15 protein-coding genes are annotated in these 17,652 nt (G+C 52.8%); 11 read left to right on the forward strand and 4 right to left on the reverse strand.

Annotation, left to right across the window (positions count from 1 at the left end):
* Positions 1-215: 215 nt before the first annotated feature.
* The gene (locus tag ACTF5Z_RS05385; RefSeq protein ID WP_423855675.1) at positions 216-902 is read right to left on the reverse strand and encodes a TetR/AcrR family transcriptional regulator; all 687 of its coding nucleotides are present in this window, start codon (positions 900-902) and stop codon (positions 216-218) included.
* Between the two features lie 119 nt (positions 903-1,021).
* Between ACTF5Z_RS05385 and ACTF5Z_RS05390 the strand changes: the two genes are divergently transcribed.
* The 5 genes from ACTF5Z_RS05390 to ACTF5Z_RS05410 are packed head-to-tail and all read left to right on the forward strand — an operon-like array spanning position 1,022 to position 8,061.
* The gene (locus tag ACTF5Z_RS05390) at positions 1,022-2,815 is read left to right on the forward strand and encodes an acyclic terpene utilization AtuA family protein (RefSeq protein ID WP_438984792.1); all 1,794 of its coding nucleotides are present in this window, start codon (positions 1,022-1,024) and stop codon (positions 2,813-2,815) included.
* A gap of 2 nt (positions 2,816-2,817) precedes the next feature.
* Positions 2,818-4,440 (forward strand): acyl-CoA carboxylase subunit beta, encoded by a 1,623-nt coding sequence (locus tag ACTF5Z_RS05395; protein WP_438984793.1) that lies wholly within the window; start codon positions 2,818-2,820, stop codon positions 4,438-4,440.
* A gap of 8 nt (positions 4,441-4,448) precedes the next feature.
* Positions 4,449-5,249 (forward strand): enoyl-CoA hydratase/isomerase family protein, encoded by an 801-nt coding sequence (locus ACTF5Z_RS05400; RefSeq protein ID WP_438984794.1) that lies wholly within the window; start codon positions 4,449-4,451, stop codon positions 5,247-5,249.
* 9 nt (positions 5,250-5,258) lie between these two features.
* Positions 5,259-7,250: an acetyl/propionyl/methylcrotonyl-CoA carboxylase subunit alpha gene (locus ACTF5Z_RS05405; protein WP_438984795.1), complete on the forward strand. Its 1,992-nt coding sequence runs from the start codon at positions 5,259-5,261 to the stop codon at positions 7,248-7,250.
* 10 nt (positions 7,251-7,260) lie between these two features.
* Positions 7,261-8,061, forward strand: a complete 801-nt coding sequence (locus ACTF5Z_RS05410) for a TIGR03084 family metal-binding protein (RefSeq protein WP_438984796.1) — start codon at positions 7,261-7,263, stop codon at positions 8,059-8,061.
* Between the two features lie 99 nt (positions 8,062-8,160).
* Here the strand turns inward: ACTF5Z_RS05410 and ACTF5Z_RS05415 are convergent, their stop codons facing one another.
* Positions 8,161-8,964 (reverse strand): methyltransferase, encoded by an 804-nt coding sequence (locus ACTF5Z_RS05415; RefSeq protein WP_423853442.1) that lies wholly within the window; start codon positions 8,962-8,964, stop codon positions 8,161-8,163.
* Positions 8,965-9,153: 189 nt separating this feature from the next.
* On the opposite strand from ACTF5Z_RS05415, the gene ACTF5Z_RS05420 reads away from it, so the two are divergent.
* From ACTF5Z_RS05420 to ACTF5Z_RS05435, 4 genes are read left to right on the forward strand one after another with little or no spacing between them, the layout of a single operon-like run.
* Positions 9,154-10,623 carry an FAD-dependent oxidoreductase gene (locus ACTF5Z_RS05420; protein ID WP_423849440.1) on the forward strand — a complete coding sequence of 490 codons (1,470 nt, stop codon included), beginning with the start codon at positions 9,154-9,156 and terminating at the stop codon, positions 10,621-10,623.
* A 10-nt stretch (positions 10,624-10,633) separates the two neighbouring features.
* Positions 10,634-11,275 carry a nuclear transport factor 2 family protein gene (locus ACTF5Z_RS05425; protein ID WP_423849439.1) on the forward strand — a complete coding sequence of 214 codons (642 nt, stop codon included), beginning with the start codon at positions 10,634-10,636 and terminating at the stop codon, positions 11,273-11,275.
* 8 nt (positions 11,276-11,283) lie between these two features.
* Positions 11,284-12,351: an alkene reductase gene (locus tag ACTF5Z_RS05430; RefSeq protein WP_438984797.1), complete on the forward strand. Its 1,068-nt coding sequence runs from the start codon at positions 11,284-11,286 to the stop codon at positions 12,349-12,351.
* A 34-nt stretch (positions 12,352-12,385) separates the two neighbouring features.
* Positions 12,386-13,258 (forward strand): amidohydrolase family protein, encoded by an 873-nt coding sequence (locus ACTF5Z_RS05435; RefSeq protein WP_423849437.1) that lies wholly within the window; start codon positions 12,386-12,388, stop codon positions 13,256-13,258.
* Between the two features lie 192 nt (positions 13,259-13,450).
* Here the strand turns inward: ACTF5Z_RS05435 and ACTF5Z_RS05440 are convergent, their stop codons facing one another.
* Positions 13,451-13,909 (reverse strand): MaoC family dehydratase, encoded by a 459-nt coding sequence (locus tag ACTF5Z_RS05440; RefSeq protein ID WP_423849436.1) that lies wholly within the window; start codon positions 13,907-13,909, stop codon positions 13,451-13,453.
* Positions 13,910-14,043: 134 nt separating this feature from the next.
* Between ACTF5Z_RS05440 and ACTF5Z_RS05445 the strand changes: the two genes are divergently transcribed.
* Together ACTF5Z_RS05445 and ACTF5Z_RS05450 are read left to right on the forward strand one after the other, a co-directional pair.
* Positions 14,044-14,796 carry an SDR family oxidoreductase gene (locus tag ACTF5Z_RS05445; RefSeq protein WP_438984798.1) on the forward strand — a complete coding sequence of 251 codons (753 nt, stop codon included), beginning with the start codon at positions 14,044-14,046 and terminating at the stop codon, positions 14,794-14,796.
* Positions 14,797-14,801: 5 nt separating this feature from the next.
* Positions 14,802-15,575, forward strand: a complete 774-nt coding sequence (locus tag ACTF5Z_RS05450) for an SDR family oxidoreductase (protein ID WP_438984799.1) — start codon at positions 14,802-14,804, stop codon at positions 15,573-15,575.
* Here ACTF5Z_RS05450 and ACTF5Z_RS05455 read toward each other — a convergent pair.
* Positions 15,550-17,583, reverse strand: coding sequence for a DUF3604 domain-containing protein (locus ACTF5Z_RS05455; RefSeq protein ID WP_438984800.1), 2,034 nt, complete (start codon positions 17,581-17,583; stop codon positions 15,550-15,552). The genes ACTF5Z_RS05450 and ACTF5Z_RS05455 overlap by 26 nt on opposite strands.
* Between the last annotated feature and the right edge of the window lie 69 nt (positions 17,584-17,652).

Genomic DNA, 17,652 nt, shown 5'->3' on the forward strand with positions numbered 1-17,652 from the left:
CAAGGCCGTCCGTGGCACGCTACGCACGCGACGTCCTGTCGCGTGACGTTCCGCGCGAAACAGGCTGCAGTCGCTCGGCTTCCTATCGCATTCTTTTACATATGTGCGGCACCGAATCCTAAAGTATTGGGTTGTTGATTTTTCGAAAGTGGCCAGCGCAAGAGCTCGGGCGCGGATAAGTATCTTTAAATAGCCCGCTTTAACCTCTAAACAGGTCAGCTGCGAGCGTCGATCTTAGCCTCAATGCTCGCTAATCGCGCTTCAATATCTTGCAGGCTGCTGTCGTCGCGAGCCGCTTTGCTATTGCCGTAAAGCGTCATAAACACCTCTGTTAGGTGTTGCGTAACCGCTTGGGCCTCACGAGTTTTATGCAGGTGGAGTGTTCTGGAGGAATACTCGAGCGTGCCATAAAACAAATCTCGTATGACCCATAAAGGCGCTGTCTCCTGAAAGACGCCTCGATCAACACCTTGTCGGAAAAGTTCATCAAATACCGCAACATAACCGCGAATGGGGTTCAGGCTGGGTGAGTCTAAGGTGCCTGTCTCGCGCGTGCGCACGGTAAAACCCACAAAGTCGAAGTCTTTAACCAGTTCACGTAAGTGAAACTCCGCTAATGCTTTGAGCTTAGCTATTGTGTCGTTGTGAGCCAGCGTCGCCTTGCGGGCGCCTTGCGTCAGGACTTGCCAAAATTGAGCAACAACGGCGTCGAGCAGTTCTTTCTTGTTACGGTAGTACAAGTAGACCGTGCCCTCAGCAACTTCGGCTCGCTTTGCGATAGCGCTCATCTTGGCGTTCTCGAACCCGCGCTCGCTGAACTCGATGCGTGCAGCGTCCAGAATGGCACGTTCTTTCGCTTCCATCTTTTCGCGTCGAGTGCTTGGTGCTGCTAGTTTTGCCATGAAGATGCGCCTTGTTTCTCTTGCGTAAAAATAGTTAATGATTTAGGCTCATTTATATTGAGTCAGATTCATAAAAAGCGCAAGCCCAAAGTTGGGGCTTGTTAATGACGGGAAAACACATGAGTAAACCATCTGTTCGTATCGGTGGGGCGAGTGGCTATTGGGGTGAGTCCGATATGGCTTTGCCTCAGTTTTTACGTGAGGGTGATCTCGATTACATTGTGTTTGATTATCTCGCTGAGATCACTATGTCGATTATGGCGCGTGCTCGCAGTGTCGATGAATCCTTGGGTTATGCCACCGACTTTGTGCAAGCTGTAATGGCGCCTCATTTGGCGCAAATTGCCCAACAGGGTGTAAAAATTCTATCGAATGCGGGTGGTGTGAATCCTTTAGCCTGTGCCCAAGCACTCCGCGATATCATCGATTCGCAGGGACTGGCGTTAAAGGTCGCCGTCGTTCTCGGTGATGACCTCATCCACCAGAAAGACGAATTGGCTGCTTTGGGCGTAACCGAGATGTTCAGTGGTGAGCCCTTTCCGCCGGTTGAGAAGATTGCCAGTATCAATGCGTATTTAGGCGCGTTCCCCATTGCCGAAGCTTTGAGCCAAGGTGCCGATATTGTGATTACGGGGCGCTGCGTTGATTCGGCTGTGACTCTTGGCGCGTGCATTCACGAGTTTGGTTGGACGGTATCTGATTTAGATTGTTTAGCCGGCGCGTCGTTAGCTGGGCATTTGATCGAGTGTGGCCCGCAGGCTACGGGTGGTAATTTCACCGATTGGCATGCCGTTGCTGACTCATTGGTTGACGTGGGCTATCCCATTGCTACCGTATTTGCCGATGGCTCTTGCGATATCAGTAAGCCCAAAGATACGGGTGGACTGGTGTCCGTGGGCACTGTTTGCGAGCAATTATTGTATGAACTCGGTGACCCCGGTGCTTATCATCTGCCCGATGTGATTTGCGATTTTACCCAAGTGACGGTTACTCAGCTTGAGGCTGAACGCGTTAGAGTCGAGGGCGCTAGAGGTGCCGGCGCGCCCGAGCAGCTAAAAGTCTCAATGACATGGGCGGACGGCTGGCGCTTGGGCGGAATTTGGTTCTATGTGGGTACGAATGCGTCACAACGATCCCGCAGTTTTGGTGAAAGCGCAGTCGCGCGCGCACGTGCAAAATTAACCACCATGAAGGCGCCCGACTTTGATGAGGTCTTGATCGAGGTGGTGGGTGACGGCTCCCACTTTGGTGCCTATTCACTTGAATCAGAGACTCGAGAAGTCGCTATTAAAGTGGCCGCAAAACATCAAGACAAACGCGCTTTGATGTTGTTGCTGAAGGAGCTGTCTGGCGTTGGTTTGGCAGCGCCTGCGGGACTTGCCGGTTTTGCAGGCACAAGGCCAAAGCCCTCTCCTGTGATTCGTCTGTTCTCTTTTTTACATGATCGCGACGCGGTCACGGTCGAGCTTGATAATGGAATTGAGCGTCACGCGTTCGTCGATTCGCCTTTTGACCTTAGGACGCTACAGCAAAGCAATGGTCCGTCAGTACCTGCGGTAGATTCTGATATCGCAACCGTCGAAGTGCCGCTAGAGCGACTGGCATGGGGCCGTTCCGGTGACAAAGGCAACAAGGCCAATGTTGGTGTCATTGCGCGCAAGCCCGAATATCTGCCCTGGATTGCCACAAGCTTAACTGAAGCGTGCGTGAGTGAGCGCTTGGCTCACTTTATGGGCTCTAGCGCTATTGCGCGCTACTACTTGCCTGGAATCTCGGCCTTAAATTTTTTAATCGATGATGTCTTGGGCGGTGGCGGGGTGGCGAGTTTGCGCAATGATCCCCAAGGTAAGACCTATGCTCAAATTTTGTTACAAACACCGGTGAATATCCCCGCCGGATTATTGGAGGACTAAACATGGCCGTGATTGAAACGCGTGTTATTGTCGGTAGTGACGAGTACGAAAAAAACCGCACGGAAATGTTGGCTTTTGTAGACAAGCTACGCGCACTTGAGGCGCGCGCTGCGGATGCAAGTAATAAGCGTGCGCCGGTATTTGAAAAACGCGGGCAGATTCCGCCTTTTCAGCGCGTTGAACGAGTGCTTGATCCGGGTATGCCATTTTTACGACTACATTCCTTGGCGAATTACATGGTCAGCGATACCAATCCGGATACTAGTGTGCCCGGCGCCTCGGTCATTATCGGCATTGGTTTTGTACAGGGCGTGCGATGTATGGTCTGGGCCGATGATTCGGGCATAGCGGCCGGTGCTGTCACGCCGAAAACGGGGTCTGTGCATCTGGCGGTGCAAGAGATTTGCAAGCGTCAAAAATTGCCTCTGATTCACATGGTAGAAAGCGCTGGCGCTAACCTTATGAACTATGAGGTGAGCACTTGGGCGGTGTTTGGCGCGGTGTTCCGCAATATGGCGCAGCTATCCGCTATGGGTATCCCTAACATCGTAGTGCTCCATGGCGCATCTACCGCCGGTGGCGCTTACATGCCCGGCATGGCTGACCACGTGATTGGCGTCAAAGAGAACGGCTTAGCGGCTCTTGGCGGCGCGGCGCTAGTCAAAGCCGCAACCGGTGAAGAGGCCGATGAACGCGAATTGGGGGGTACCGAAATGCACTCGTCGGTATCGGGTGTGGTGGAGTACCTAGTCGATAACGACGCACACGGGCTATTGAAAGCGCGTGACGTGGTCAAGCGGCTAAATTGGAATAAGGGTGCCAGCACGATTCCTCGACAACCTTATCAGCCGCCCAAGTATGATCCTGAGGAACTAGCCGGTGCTATTCCAGTTGACCATAAGGTGCCTTACGACGTTCACGAGGTGTTAGCCCGTGTCGTCGATGGTTCGGAAGTCGAGGATTTCAAGCCGCGCTACGGGCCATCGACGGTGTGTTGTTTCGCATCTATCACCGGTATCGCCTGCGGTATTTTGGCCAACAACGGCCCTATTGATCCGAATGGTGCCACCAAGGCTGCTCAGTTTTTGCAGCTTTGCGATCAAAGCAACTTGCCCGTGATTTTCTTAAATAACACCACCGGATACATGGTGGGTACCCAGTATGAACAGGCAGGCATGATCAAGCACGGCGCGAAAATGGTACAAGCGGTTTCAAACATCCGCGTACCTAAAATCACGCTGTACATCGGTGCTAGCTTTGGTGCGGGTAACTACGGTATGTGCGGCTGGGCCTACGAGCCCGATTTTTTGTTTGCTTGGCCTAGCGCCAGAACGGGGGTGATGGCGGGGCAGTCGGCGGCCAAGACGATGTCGCAGGTGGCCGAAGTCGCCGCGCAACGTAAAGGTTTAGAACCCGATCGCGAAGCTATTGCCCAGCAGGAAGCTCGCATACAGGCCGTATTCGATCGCCAAGAGGATGCCTTTTACACTTCCGGTCAGGTGCTAGACCACGGTGTGATCGACCCGCGCGATACCCGCAAAGTTTTGGCTTTTGTGTTGGAAACATGCCTTGAAAGTCGTGCTCGTACTCTCAATCCAAACGCCTTTGGCGTGGGCCGAATGTAGGGGGTGTTATGAGTTTACCGATAACAGAATCGATTCAACTCGAGCAAAAAAATGGCTGGCTCACGATATGGTTCGATGGGATTGAAAATCGCAATGCCTTGACCGATCAGCGCGTGGCTGAAACCTTGGCCGTGCTCAACGCGGTAGCGGATGATCGCGCTGTGCGAGGCATTACACTGCGAGGCAAGGGCGGTGTGTTTTCGGCTGGCGGTGACTTGAAAAGCTTTCGCAAGTTTGCCGAGGCCCCAGATGACGATGTCATAGAAATGAGCAAAAGCATCGCTTATTTGCTGAATCGTTTGAATACCATGCCCCAGGTGACGGTCGCACTGGTCGAAGGCGCTGCCATTGCAGGTGGGCTGGGGATTGTGTGCTGTTGTGATGTAGCAATTTGTCAGAGTAGTGCCAAGTTTGCCTTCAGTGAAACCATGATCGGCATTTCACCGGCGCAAATTGCTCGCTTTGTGATGCAAAAACTGGGTTTCGCCAAAGGCCGCCGTCTGATGCTGACTGCGGCGCGATTCGATGGCGCCGAGGCTGGCAATCTAGGATTGGCTGATTTTGTGGCCGATGATGTGGCGAGTTTAGAGGCACACGAAATAAAAGTACGTCGAGATGTGCTCAAGTGTGCGCCCGGTGCGATCGCGGCAACCAAGGAACTGATTCTTGAACTCCCGTATATCGAGCCCGACTCAGTGGCTGATATAGCGGGCCGAAACTTCACTAAGCGGCTAAAAAGTGATGAAGGCAAAGAAGGTGTGAGCTCTTTCTTAGAGAAGCGTGCACCCAACTGGGCGCAAGAGCCTTAAGGACAAGTTATGAAACGTTTATCGACTTTGCTTATTGCGAACCGCGGTGAAATCGCCATTCGCGTCATGAAAACGGCCCGAGAAATGGGCATACGTACCATTGCTGTGTATTCCGAGGCCGATGCTCAAGCGGCCCATGTGCGCGCGGCCGACCAAGCCGTATGCATTGGCGCAGGGCCGGTTGGATCTTCGTATTTGCGTGCCGATGTTATTTTAGATGTCGCCAAGCGTATGGGTGCCGATGCGGTGCATCCTGGCTACGGGTTTTTATCGGAGAATGCCGGGTTTGCAAAGGCCTGTGCCGAGGCGGGTATTGTGTTTGTCGGGCCGCCAACCCTGGCCATTGATGTGATGGGCGATAAAGCCAGAGCAAAGCGGGCGATGCTGAAGGCGGGTGTGCCCTGCGTGCCCGGCTATCAAGACGACGATCAGTCAACTGAGCGTTTGGTCAGCGCGGCAAAAGACATTGGATTGCCCGTGATGGTTAAAGCCGCAGCCGGCGGTGGCGGTCGCGGTATGCGGCTCGTGCACCAAGAATGCGACCTTGAAAACGCGATTCACATGGCGCAGTCCGAAGCGAAAAACGCCTTTGGTTCGAGTGAGCTTATTATTGAGAAAGCGATCATTCGGCCGCGTCACGTCGAAATTCAGGTGTTTGCAGACGAATTTGGGAACACGGTGCACTTAGGTGAGCGCGATTGCTCGGTTCAGCGTCGTCACCAAAAGGTCATAGAAGAATCGCCATGCCCAGTGATGACCGACGAGCTTCGCGCCGCCATGGGTGAAGCCGCGATTGGAGCAGCTAAGGCCGTTAACTACGTAGGTGCAGGTACCGTTGAGTTTTTGTTGGATCAATCGGGTGAATTCTACTTTCTAGAAATGAACACCCGCTTGCAAGTTGAACACCCCGTGACGGAGTTGGTGACGGGCTTAGACTTGGTCGAGTGGCAGTTGCGAGTGGCTCGCGGCGAGACTCTGCCTTTGACCCAAGATCAAATTCAGCTGAATGGACACGCGATTGAGGTGCGTTTGTACGCCGAAGACCCCTATGCAGGCTTCCTGCCCAGCACGGGACCTGTTCATTTGTTTGCGACGCCAAGCGCGCCTGGTTTTCGGGTGGATTCGGGTGTTGCCAGTGGTGATGCAGTATCGCCGTTTTACGATTCCATGGTCGCTAAGATCATGGCTCACGGCAAAACCCGAGAGGATGCGCGTCAGCAGCTGATTCGCGGCTTGCAAGAAACTGCCTTGTTAGGCTTGCCAAATAACCGCGATTTTCTGATCGACTTGTTGGAGCAACCTGAATTTGCCAAGGGCGAGGCAACAACGGCGTTTATTGCCGACTGTTATGGTGATCAACCGACCAAGCCTTCGGTATCCGAAGAATCTTTGGTGCTTGCTGCTTGCTTACAGCACCGCCTGGGGCGCGCAATAGCGGCGACGAAGAGCTTGGGCATTGCCCCCGAATTGCTTGAATGGTCGTCAACGGGCAGGGCACATAGTATTTATAGCTACGAACTGGACGAAACACTGGTGCATGTTACGTTGACTAGCCGAAGTGCTAATGCCTATACCGCTGCAGTGGGTGATGTAATCCATCAAATCGAGGTGTTGAGCATGGACTCGCAGCATGCCGTATTAACGATAAACGGTCTGCGCATGCCGCTGCATTATATTGCAACGGATGATGCGACGATTCACATCGCCAGTGCATCTAGTACCGACGTCATGGTCAATAAAGCAGTATTGCCACCTAGCACGGGTGAAGAGCTGGGCAGCGGTACTATTATTGCGCCGATGCACGGCCTGCTGTTAAGCGTAGATGTCGAAGTTGGCGCTTCGGTGAGCAAAGGTGACCGTTTGGCGGTGTTAGAGGCCATGAAAATGCAGCACGGTATTACCGCGCCGATTGATGGTACAGTCACCGTCATTGGTGGCAAAGCGAACCAGCAGGTTGCCGCCGGTGATGTGCTGGTGGTGATTGAGTCGGCCGAAGAATAAGGAGATTAGAGTGCAGCAAGCCAAAGATTTTTTTGCAGAGAGCGAAGACGTATTCGCGCTGGTGTCAGGTTTGTCAGAGGAGGTTTTGACAACCGCGACCGCCTTTAAACAGTGGAGTATTGCCGACATCATTCAGCATTTGCATTTTTGGAACGAAGCTGCCCTTTTATCCTTAACCGATGCCGCGGGCTTTGAGAAATTTTTTAAGCCTGTCGGCGCGCATATTTTTAGCGGTAAAGATCTAAAGTCGTACGAGCGTGAGTACTTCGCAAACGTGTCGGCCAGCGAATTGATCGCTGCTTGGCAAAGTATGTACCGAGCAACCGCTGCGGCTTTTGAGCAAGCTGATCCGTCACAGCGGGTGGCGTGGGTTGGGCCCTCGATGAGTGCGCGGTCATCCATTACTGCGCGACAAATGGAGACCTGGTCGCACGCGCAAGCCATATACGATGTGTTGGGTATCGACCGTGTTGATCAAGACCGCATTCGCAACATTGTGGTTTTGGGTATCAACACCTACGGTTGGACCTTTGTGAATCGCAAGATCGATGTGCCCGACCCCATGCCATATGTACGCTTAGTGTCGCCCTCGGGTGATGTCTGGAACTATGGTGATCCGCAAGAAGACAACTGCATTCAAGGCTCGGCTGTTGCTTTTGCTCAGGTGGTGACCCAAACGCGTAATGTCGTTGATACCAATTTGCAGGTCGTTGGCGATAACGCAAACTTATGGATGACCAATGCCCAGTGTTTTGCCGGTGCGCCTAATCCTGTGCCCGAGCCGGGTGTGCGGTGTAAGGCTCCGGTTTAATATTCTCTGCAGGTCAAAGAGTTAACGATCCACCTTCGCGTCTCAGCCAGGAACAAAAAAGGCCGCAAAAAGCGGCCTTCATACAATCGAGTAACCGTATTACCAGATGTAAGGAATAAGCGCCTTACGCTCTTTGGGGTAATCGTCGAAGTTCTTCAAGAACCACTTGTGTGTCACCATGGCACGCGGCGCCAAGTTGCCGACGGTAATCGCCAACACAAACACAGCGCCTAAGTTCCAGGTCATGATGGCAAAGCCCGTGAATGACAGAATTTCACCGAGGTACTGTGGGCAGCTGACCCATTTGAAGAAACCGCCGTATGGAATCTTGTAACGCGGTTGGCTGGGATCTGGTTTCTTCGAGCGCAGGTTGCGCAAGATGGTGTCCGAGTATACGTTCAGGGTAAAGCCGAACGCGTAGATCGCGATTCCTATGATGAAGCGAGGATCGCTGAACCACTCGGTGGTGTACTGCGTGCCGATATTGGCGATGTATTCGGCGTTGAAATAGCCGTGCATGAACAGGGTTATCCAGCCGGCAACGACCACGTTAAACGCGAAGGTTTGGCTGGCACCGGGTGCTGTTCGCATCAGCAGCGGAGTGACTAAAGCGCGGTTGGTGTAGTGAAACATCCAAATCGCTAAGAAGAACAGTGGGACAATTTGGTCTGAGTTTTCGCCCATGAAGAACACGATCGGGAAGACGATAAGACCCGGGAGTTCCATCAAAATCCAGCCTGGTTTGGATCCCAGTTTAATACCTTTGGATTTAGCGCCGCCGCCGCCAAAACGACCGCCGTACGCAGCCGTGCCATACAGGCTGCTAACGAAGATCATGAGCGCGTACAAAAACCCGACGATTAGAAGCGTGTCGTAGAACGTATTTCCGGTATACCACTGCATAGCCTTACTACCCTGTCTATTGTCATTGTTGGCGCCTAGGCTACCGCACTATGGTGGGTCCCGTTAACACACATTCGGACTATGGCTTTTATCCTTGGCGAGCTATCGTCCAAATGAGGGCTGTGTGTGGGGGGGAAAACTTATAAGGTTGGCCCATAAAATGAAAACAAGATTAGGGAAGGTTGTATTGTGAGCAGTAAGTTTAAGCCTATACAGCGAAGCGAGGTCGAGCATTGGGATGCTCAGGTGGATGTGCTCGTAGTGGGTTTTGGCGCAGCCGGTGCATGCTCGGCCATAGCGGCGCACGACAGCGGCGCAAAAGTGATGATTGTTGAGGCGGCGTCAGACGCTGGGGGCTCAACCGCCTTGTCATCTGCCGAGCTGTATTTGGGCGGTGGTACGAGGGTTCAAAAAGCGGTGGGCTATGAAGACACCGCAGATGCTATGTACGACTATTTGATGATGTCGAACGCCCCCCAGGCGAGTGCCGAGAAAACTCGCCGTTACTGTGATGAAAGTGTTGAACACTTTGACTGGTTGGTCGAGCAGGGCGTGCCGTTTAAAGACTCCGAGTACCCTGGCCGCGCCATGATGGCCTTAACCGACGATTGTTTGTTGTTTACCGGTAGCGAAAAAGCCTGGCCGTTTAAAGATCACATTCCTGCGGCACCGCGTGGTCATAATTTGTACGTCGAGGGTGACAACGGCGGTCCGCTTTTTATGAAGATTATGGCGGAGGCTGTCGCCAAGCGTGGTATTGAGCAGCGATTTGATACCCGCGTGCTAAAGCTTATTGTGTCGAACGAAGGCTCTGCTTTACGCGTCTGTGGAGCCGTTATTCGTCAAGATATGCAAGAAAAGTTCGTTGAGGCCACAAAGGGTGTCATGTTGTGCTCTGGTGGCTTTGTCATGAACGAAGATATGGTTAAGCAGTATGCGCCAGAGCTACTGAAAGCGAGTGTGCCTATTGGTAACCCGAACGATACGGGGTCGGGCATTCAAATGGGCATGAGTGTGGGCGGTGCTGTCATTAACATGCACGAAGGCTTTGTGAGTCTGCCTTACTACCCTCCTGCGACACTGACCTACGGTATCTTAGTCAACGCCCAGGGTCAGCGATTTATTAACGAAGATGCGTACCACGGTCGAGTCGGTGCCGCTTGTTTGCGTCAAGTCGGCGGTCCTGTTTACTTTGTGATGAATGTCGAGGATTACGAGGGGTACGAGACACAGTCTTATTTGGGCTCTCCCATTGGTGGAACAGGCGAAACCGTTGATGAACTTGCAGCAGAGCTTAGTCTGCCCGATGGTCAGCTGCAAAACTGCATCGAGACCTTCAACCGTTTTGCCAAAGAAGGACAGGACCCACTGTTCCATAAAGATGCTGCGTGGTTAAAGCCGCTTGAGCCACCATTGGTCGCGCTGGATTGCACCCCAGGCAACGGCACCTTCTACCCCTACTTTACGCTAGGTGGTCTTGATACTACGGTGGATGGCCAGGTGCTTACCGCTGGCGGTGAAGTGATCCCCGGTTTGTACGCAGCGGGTCGCACGGCCTGCGGTGTGCCTCGGCGTGGTGATGGCTACGCTTCGGGTAGTTCGGTGGGCGATGCTTCGTTCAGTGGTCGCGTTGCTGGTCTTCATATTGCCAAGTCTTAAGGATTATTCAATGTCAGATGCAGAAATTTTGAGAAGGCTGGACCGCTTAGAGTCTCTAGACGAGATTCGTCAACTGGCGGCTAAATACTCGCTGTCGCTGGATATGCGCGACCTAGACGCTATGGTGAACCTATTCCCTGAAAATGTGCGCGTGGGTAAAGACAAAGTGGGCCGCGCTTACTTTAAGCAGTGGATGGATCAAACACTGCGCGAGCAGTTTACGGGTACTTCTCACCATATCGGCAACCACATTATCGAATTTGAAGACCCCGATCATGCGGTGGGCGTGGTGTATTCTAAAAACGAGCACGAAACACCTACCGAGAACGGCGACATCGAGTGGGTCATTATGCAAATGATTTACTGGGATCACTACGAGCGAATCGACGGACGCTGGTACTTCGCGCGTCGCTTGCCCTGCTACTGGTATGCCGTCGACCTGAATAAACCCCCAGTGGGCGACAACAAAATGCGCTGGCCCGATCGCGACGCGTACGAAGGTGCGTACCACGATTTGTTCCCAACTTGGAAAGCTTTCTGGGATAAAGAACCCTCGGATGAGCTACCCTCTGTTGCAGCGCCAGCTCCCTACGAGCAATTTTTAAAGACGATGCGGGGCCAACAAGGCAACCCTAAAATCCGCACGCGTTAAGGAATCCTATGACTTTAGACGCTTTATTCTCGCCCATCACTTTGGGTGCTATCGAACTTCCTAATCGGATTATTATGGCGCCAATGACGCGCAGTCGCGCGACCGACGACGATTTGGTGACAGGGCTTCATGTCGATTACTATCGTCAGCGTGCGAGTGCCGGCCTTATTATTAGCGAGGGTGTGCATCCATCGCTAGATGGAAAAGGTTACAACCGCACGCCCGGCCTGTTTTTGCCCGAGCATGCTGAGGCGTGGTCCAAGGTAACCGCCGCGGTGAAAGCCGAGGGTGGGCAAATGGTGGCGCAGCTCATGCACTGCGGCCGCGTGGGTCACCCTGATAACAAAGCGCTAGGTGCTCGCTTTTTGGCGCCTTCGGCCATAGCCTGTAAGGATCAGATATTTACCCCGAATGGTATGCAGCCCATGCCAGAACCTGAAGCTATGACGCTTGAAGAAATCAAAGAGGTGCAGGCGCAGTATGTGAATTCGGCAATCCTGGCGATTCAGGCCGGTTTTGCGGGCGTCGAGCTGCACTGTACCTCGGGGTATTTGCCAGCTCAGTTTTTATCAACCGGCACGAATCAGCGTGAAGATAACTATGGCGGCAGTCTCGCCAATAGGCTGCGTTTTGTTTTAGAAACTGTTGCGGCAATTTCTTTAGCCGTCGGTCACGACCGTGTCGGCGTGCGTATTTGCCCAGCGAACCCGTTCAATGATTTGCAGGACGATGATCCAAAAGAAACCTTTGCGGCCCTGATGCAAGGTCTTAATTACTACAACTTGGCTTACCTGCACGTGATTCGCATGAATTCGACAGGTTTAGATTCGTTAGCTTTAGCTCGCGAGAACTTCAAAGGTCATGTCATCGCTAACGATAGCTACAGTGCAGAAGAAGCAAACCAAGCTATTGCCGATGGGCTGGTCGACGCGGTTAGCTTTGGTCGTCCGTTTATTGCGAATCCGGATTTGCCTGCGCGCTTCCAAGCAGGCGCTGAGCTTGCACGAATCGACATGAAAACACTTTATGGCGGAGAGGCCGAAGGATTTACCGATTACCCACCAATGAGCGCGTAATGGGTTACACCAAATTCACGTAAGGAGATTAACCATGGCAATGCCAGAAAACATTGGGATCATCGACTTGATGATGGCGATTCCGAACAACGATACGTCGGATTACTACGACTTCATCAAGCCTTTGTTGATGGACGAACAAAGTCGTGAGATGTTCAAAATGCCGGCGCAATATATGTTTAAAGACATCCCCAGAACCGGCGTTCAGGATGACTACATCGCCTATACGATTCAAAAAATGGATGAGTTCGGCATTGAAAAAGCGATGATCGGTGTCGATGAAGATCAGTACACGCTGCAGAACAAAGCAGTTCTCGAGCATCCCGATCGTTTTATTGCCAGCTACGAATGCAACCCTAACAAGGGTATGGAAGAAGTTCGTAAAATTCGTCGGTTAAAAGAAAAATACGATCTTAAAGCGGTCACAGCGTTCCCGTCAGGTTTATGCCCACAAGTTTCGCTGTCGGACAAAAAGTGGTACCCCATTTTTGTCGCGTGCGTGGACTTAGACATTCCTTTTTGTACCTGTGTTGGTGTGCCAGGGCCACGTATCCCAATGGAGCCTCAGAAGGTCGAGCATCTCGACGAAATTTGCTGGTTCTTCCCTGAGCTGAAAGTCGTGATGCGCCACGGTGGCGAGCCCTGGACGGATCTGGCTTGGAAGCTGATGCTTAAGTACCCTAACCTGTACTACATGACCAGCGCGTTTGCGCCCAAGCACTACCCCAAAGACATCATCCATTACGCCAATACCCGCGGTGCCGATAAAGTGATGTATGCCGGCTATTTCCCCATGGGTTTGTCGCTTGAGCGTATCTTCAGCGATATGCCAAACGTACCGTTCCGCGACGAGGTGTGGCCGAAGTTTTTGCGCGAGAATGCGCGCACGGTGTTTAAGCTCGATTAACGAGTTGAGAGGCTTGAGCGTTTAAGGATCCGCCTTCACGTCTCAGCCAATTTCTTGCGGATCGCTTCAAGGCCATCCATGGCACGCTACGCACGCGACGTCCTGTCGCGTGACGTTCCGCGCGAAACAAGCTGCAGCCGCTCGGCTAGCGCTCGCGCATTTTCAGAGTCCAGTGGCAACTCGGTGTCAGTATCAGGGATAAAAAATACTGATCGTATCGACGATACACGCAGGGCGTTCAGCGCCTTCTACAGTAATGGTGATGCGCACAACGACTTTTACGCCCCCTTTCGCTTCTTCGGCAGAGGTGATTTCGCCGGTAGCGCGGATGGTGCTGTTAACTGGTACTGTCGATGGAAAGCGAATGCTTTCGGCGCCATAGTTCACGCCCATCGATACATTGTTGACTTGCAGTAATTGCGGTAGGAACCAGTTGGCAAGCGAGAGGGTTAGGTAGCCGTGGGCAATGGTGCTGCCGAAGGGGCCGTCTTTAGCTTTTTCAGGGTCAACGTGAATCCACTGATGGTCGCCGGTCGCGTCCGCGAATTGGTTGATGCGTTCTTGTTCAATCAAGAGTGGTTCGCTGGGGCCGAGTGTGGTGCCGACTAGGTTCAAAAGTTCAGCGGGCGATTCAACAATGTAAGTGCTCATGTAGTCCTCCTTTGTAAAATCGAACTCTAGCACGAAGCGAAATCGGCAATCTGACGACTGCTTAGTCCATCTGACTTAAGCTAAGGATATAAATTTACCGTTAGAATGTTCGAATCATTGATGGAGGGGTAAGCATGAGATTACAAAATAAAACAGCTTTGATTACAGGTGGTTCGCGAGGCGTGGGGCGCGCGGCGGCCGAGCGTTTCATTGCTGAGGGTGCTAAGGTGTACATTACCGATGTGGTCGCTGATCGCGGCGAAACCACGGCGGCGGAGATTGGCGCAACCTTTATTCAGCAAAACGTTGCCGAAGAGGCCGATTGGCAGCGCGTGGTTGCAACTCTTGAAGCTGACGGCGTTGATTTGAATATTTTGGTGAACAACGCGGCGATTTTGCAGTTTGGTAACATCGATATGGAGTCGCTTGAAGGTTGGCGCCGTTTAATGGCGGTGAATAGTGATGGTGTGTTCTTGGCGATTAAATACATGTTGCCACTTCTCGAGAAAGCCGGTGGTGGCTCGATTATCAATATGAGCTCTTCATCTGCCTTGATGGGTGTGCCCGACTTCTGTGCGTATACGGCCTCAAAATCAGCGGTGCGCGGATTGACCATGAGCACCGCGGTGTTGTGTAAGCAACGTGCGAATAAAGTGCGCTGTAACTCGATTCACCCCGACGGCATTAATACCGATATGGTTCGAGAAATAGCGGGGCAGGCCAACAGTCATGATCCGGATCAGTACAAAAATTCAGCCCCCTTCTTGTGCCAGCCTGAAGATGTAGCCAACGTGATTTTCTTCTTGGCCTCAGACGATTCGCGACACGTAAACGGTATTGCGCTGAGTGTAGACAATACCTCCACTATTCACCCTCCCTATTTGTGAGTTATATGAGCCAGTTTGCCAATAAAACAGTCATTGTGACGGGCGGTGCCGGGTATATCGGGCGCGCCATTTGCCAGGCCTTTTTAACTGAAGGGGCGAACGTGGTGGCTTGTGGTCGTCGTGTGCCAGAGATAGCAATTGCCGTTGATGGCAAAGAAGCTCTGTTTGTCGCTGCTGACATTCGTGACCCCCAGCAGTCGCAAGCTGTGATTGATGCCGCTGTCGCCGCATTTGGTGGTGTGGATGTCTTGATCAACAATGCCGGCGGTAGCCCCGAAGTCGAGTTTGCTACCGCTAGTCCGCGTTTAACGGATAAGTTACTGGCTCTTAACTTGACTGCGCCTTTGACCTTTTCACAGCAAGTGCACGCTGTGATGTCACAGCGCGAGGGCTGCAGTATCGTTAATATCGCCAGTGTGAGTGGGGTGCGTCCCTCACCTTACACGACAGTATACGGCGCCGCAAAAGCGGGTTTGCTGAGTGCGACGCGATCACTGGCGATGGAGTGGGGGCCCAAGATTCGGGTTAACGCCATCGTGGTGGGTTTGGTGCGTACCGAGGCAGCGGTAGACCATTACGGTGGTCAGGCGGGCTTTGATCGCGTGGCGAATATGTTGCCTTTAAAACGAATGGCAGAACCTGAAGATGTGGCAAAAGCTGTCTTGTTTTTAGCCTCTGAGCAGGCGTCTTATATTTCGGGTGCCGCTTTGGAAGTTGACGGGGGTGGTGAAGTCCCCGTCTTCTTGCACCTAGCTAAAGAGCAGACTGAATCCAAATAGGTGACGTCCACGCTCGCTCTTGAATAACGGGGCTGTAAAAGGCCTCGTTTTCTGCGCTACGGCAGCAGTTTTTGTACACTTCGCCGCTGGCGCCTTGTTCCTCTCGAGCTTTTTCTGATGCAGCCAGCGATTGCTCTTCACATTGGTCTGAGAAAGGGTTTACGCCAGCGTCTAGGCACTGCAGCGTGCTCCAGCGACACGAGGGGTTTTCTACAACTCGCGCATAGTAAAACGCGTTCTCATCGGCCTTGAACTTGGGGTCTTCCCAAACGGTGCAGAGCTCGCTGTAGCCCGAGCCCACGGCGGCGCAGGAGTTAGGGTCGACGGTCGCGCCATTGTTGGGGTTACCTGCGACTTCAAAGACCTGTTCGTGCATATTGCCCTCAGCGTCAGCCCAGCCTTTGATGATTTGAATTCTCTGTAAATCATAGCCGGGGTGTGTTGCCGTGCCAGCGTCTTTCTGCGCGTACACCAAAAAGCGTGCAGGGCCGTTGAGCTCAGCGGATTCAATAACGCCGCCCATCGGTACACCTTTATCATAGCCGAGTTCGGCACGGTTAACGGCGGTGCAGGCGTCCGCTGGGTAGTCACCTCCGAAGAATCGTACAATAGGGCGGGTCCCTGAAGTGGCGTAGGTTTCACGGCGTCGCATTGCTTCAAAGATCGCATCGCGTGAGTTTTCCTCGGCCCAGACGACCGCGTGGCCGCCCGGGTTAGAGACAAAGTGATCTTGCACGTTGCGGTATTCGGAATCGCGGCGTCCCAGGTGGCCGACGTATCCCTTTTCCTGCGCGCCACCAGCGGTTGCACTGTGGGTATCGGTGCTACCAATAAAGCCAAACTGGAAGGGGTTTTCGCCGAGCTTTGAGCGCAGAGCGACACCGTCTTTCAGGACGTTTCGGATCATATTGCGGCGGGCAAAATCGTCTATGCTGACTTCTTCTCCACGATCTGAGCGCATTTCGCCTTCGACACTACCCAGCATATGTAAATTGTCAGCGGGGATTTGCTCGAAGTCGCACAGTTCATCGGTAGTATCTACGCCGCGACCGCTCAAGCGATCGAAACGACACTCCGAGGCACCTTTATGCTGAACCAATTCTACCAAGGGTTCCATAGAGCGGCGTAAACGCAGTTCGTCCGGCGTCTTGGGGTCTTTGAACATCATCCCGCCCGACAAATTAGAATTGTGCGGTATTGCGAGAACGTCACAACCTTCGTCGCCTTTGATGCATTGCTCTTCGAGCTGAGTCCATAGCTCTACTACCGATTGTCCTGTCTCATAAATGCTAATAGGCGCTTTGGTCGTGTGTTCGTTGCGGAAAATGACGTTACGGTGCAGATTATTCTGGTTTGACGCATCGGTGTACTCGTAGCCCACAAAGGTCGTAAACGAGCAATCGCTGGAGCGGTCGTAATGCCGCTCTGCGGCGTCTTGAACCTCGTTCCACACACTGATTTGCCGCCCGTCACAGTCTTCAAATAAGCAAACGCTAGAAGGCGAAGGCTCGCCCGCTGTCTGACCACCCAGACTGGTCCACCAGCTCGCTGCGATGAGCTGTACCCACAAATTTTGTGCGCGCGACATCATGCACATTGGCCACAATTTGCCCAGCAGTGAATCGGGGCTTTGGCAGGCATCGACTTGACCTAAAAATTCGCCGTGGTCGGTGAGTGCGGCAAAGTCCAGTGGCCGGTCAATTTGCGCGGTGACGGTTTGTTCGCCATCTGCTCCGGGCACGGTAAGCGGGAGGCCTTTGGCGTAGTTATAGACCTCGTCTGGTCCGTTACGCTGGCTCGATAGGTAAGAGTCAAAGGACAAGCGGCTGTGGATGTGAAGATCACCAAATAATGGGCGTTTGTTGATGCTGTATTGACTGCAGGCTTCGCGGTCCTCGGTGTAATCGCGTTTATCCGAGGCGAATGCTGAGGCGCAAAATGCCGATAGAGTCAGGGTGATGGCAATGTTAGTGAGGCGTTTTAGTGGCGCGAGGGATGTTTTGTTCATTCTTATGATCCTCGTAAAAAGCCATTCACTTTCGCGAATGGCTTTTGGTGTTAGAGCATGCGATGTCGT

The sequence above is a fragment of the Aequoribacter sp. genome, assembly GCF_965659035.1.
In the GTDB taxonomy this organism is placed as follows: domain Bacteria; phylum Pseudomonadota; class Gammaproteobacteria; order Pseudomonadales; family Halieaceae; genus Aequoribacter.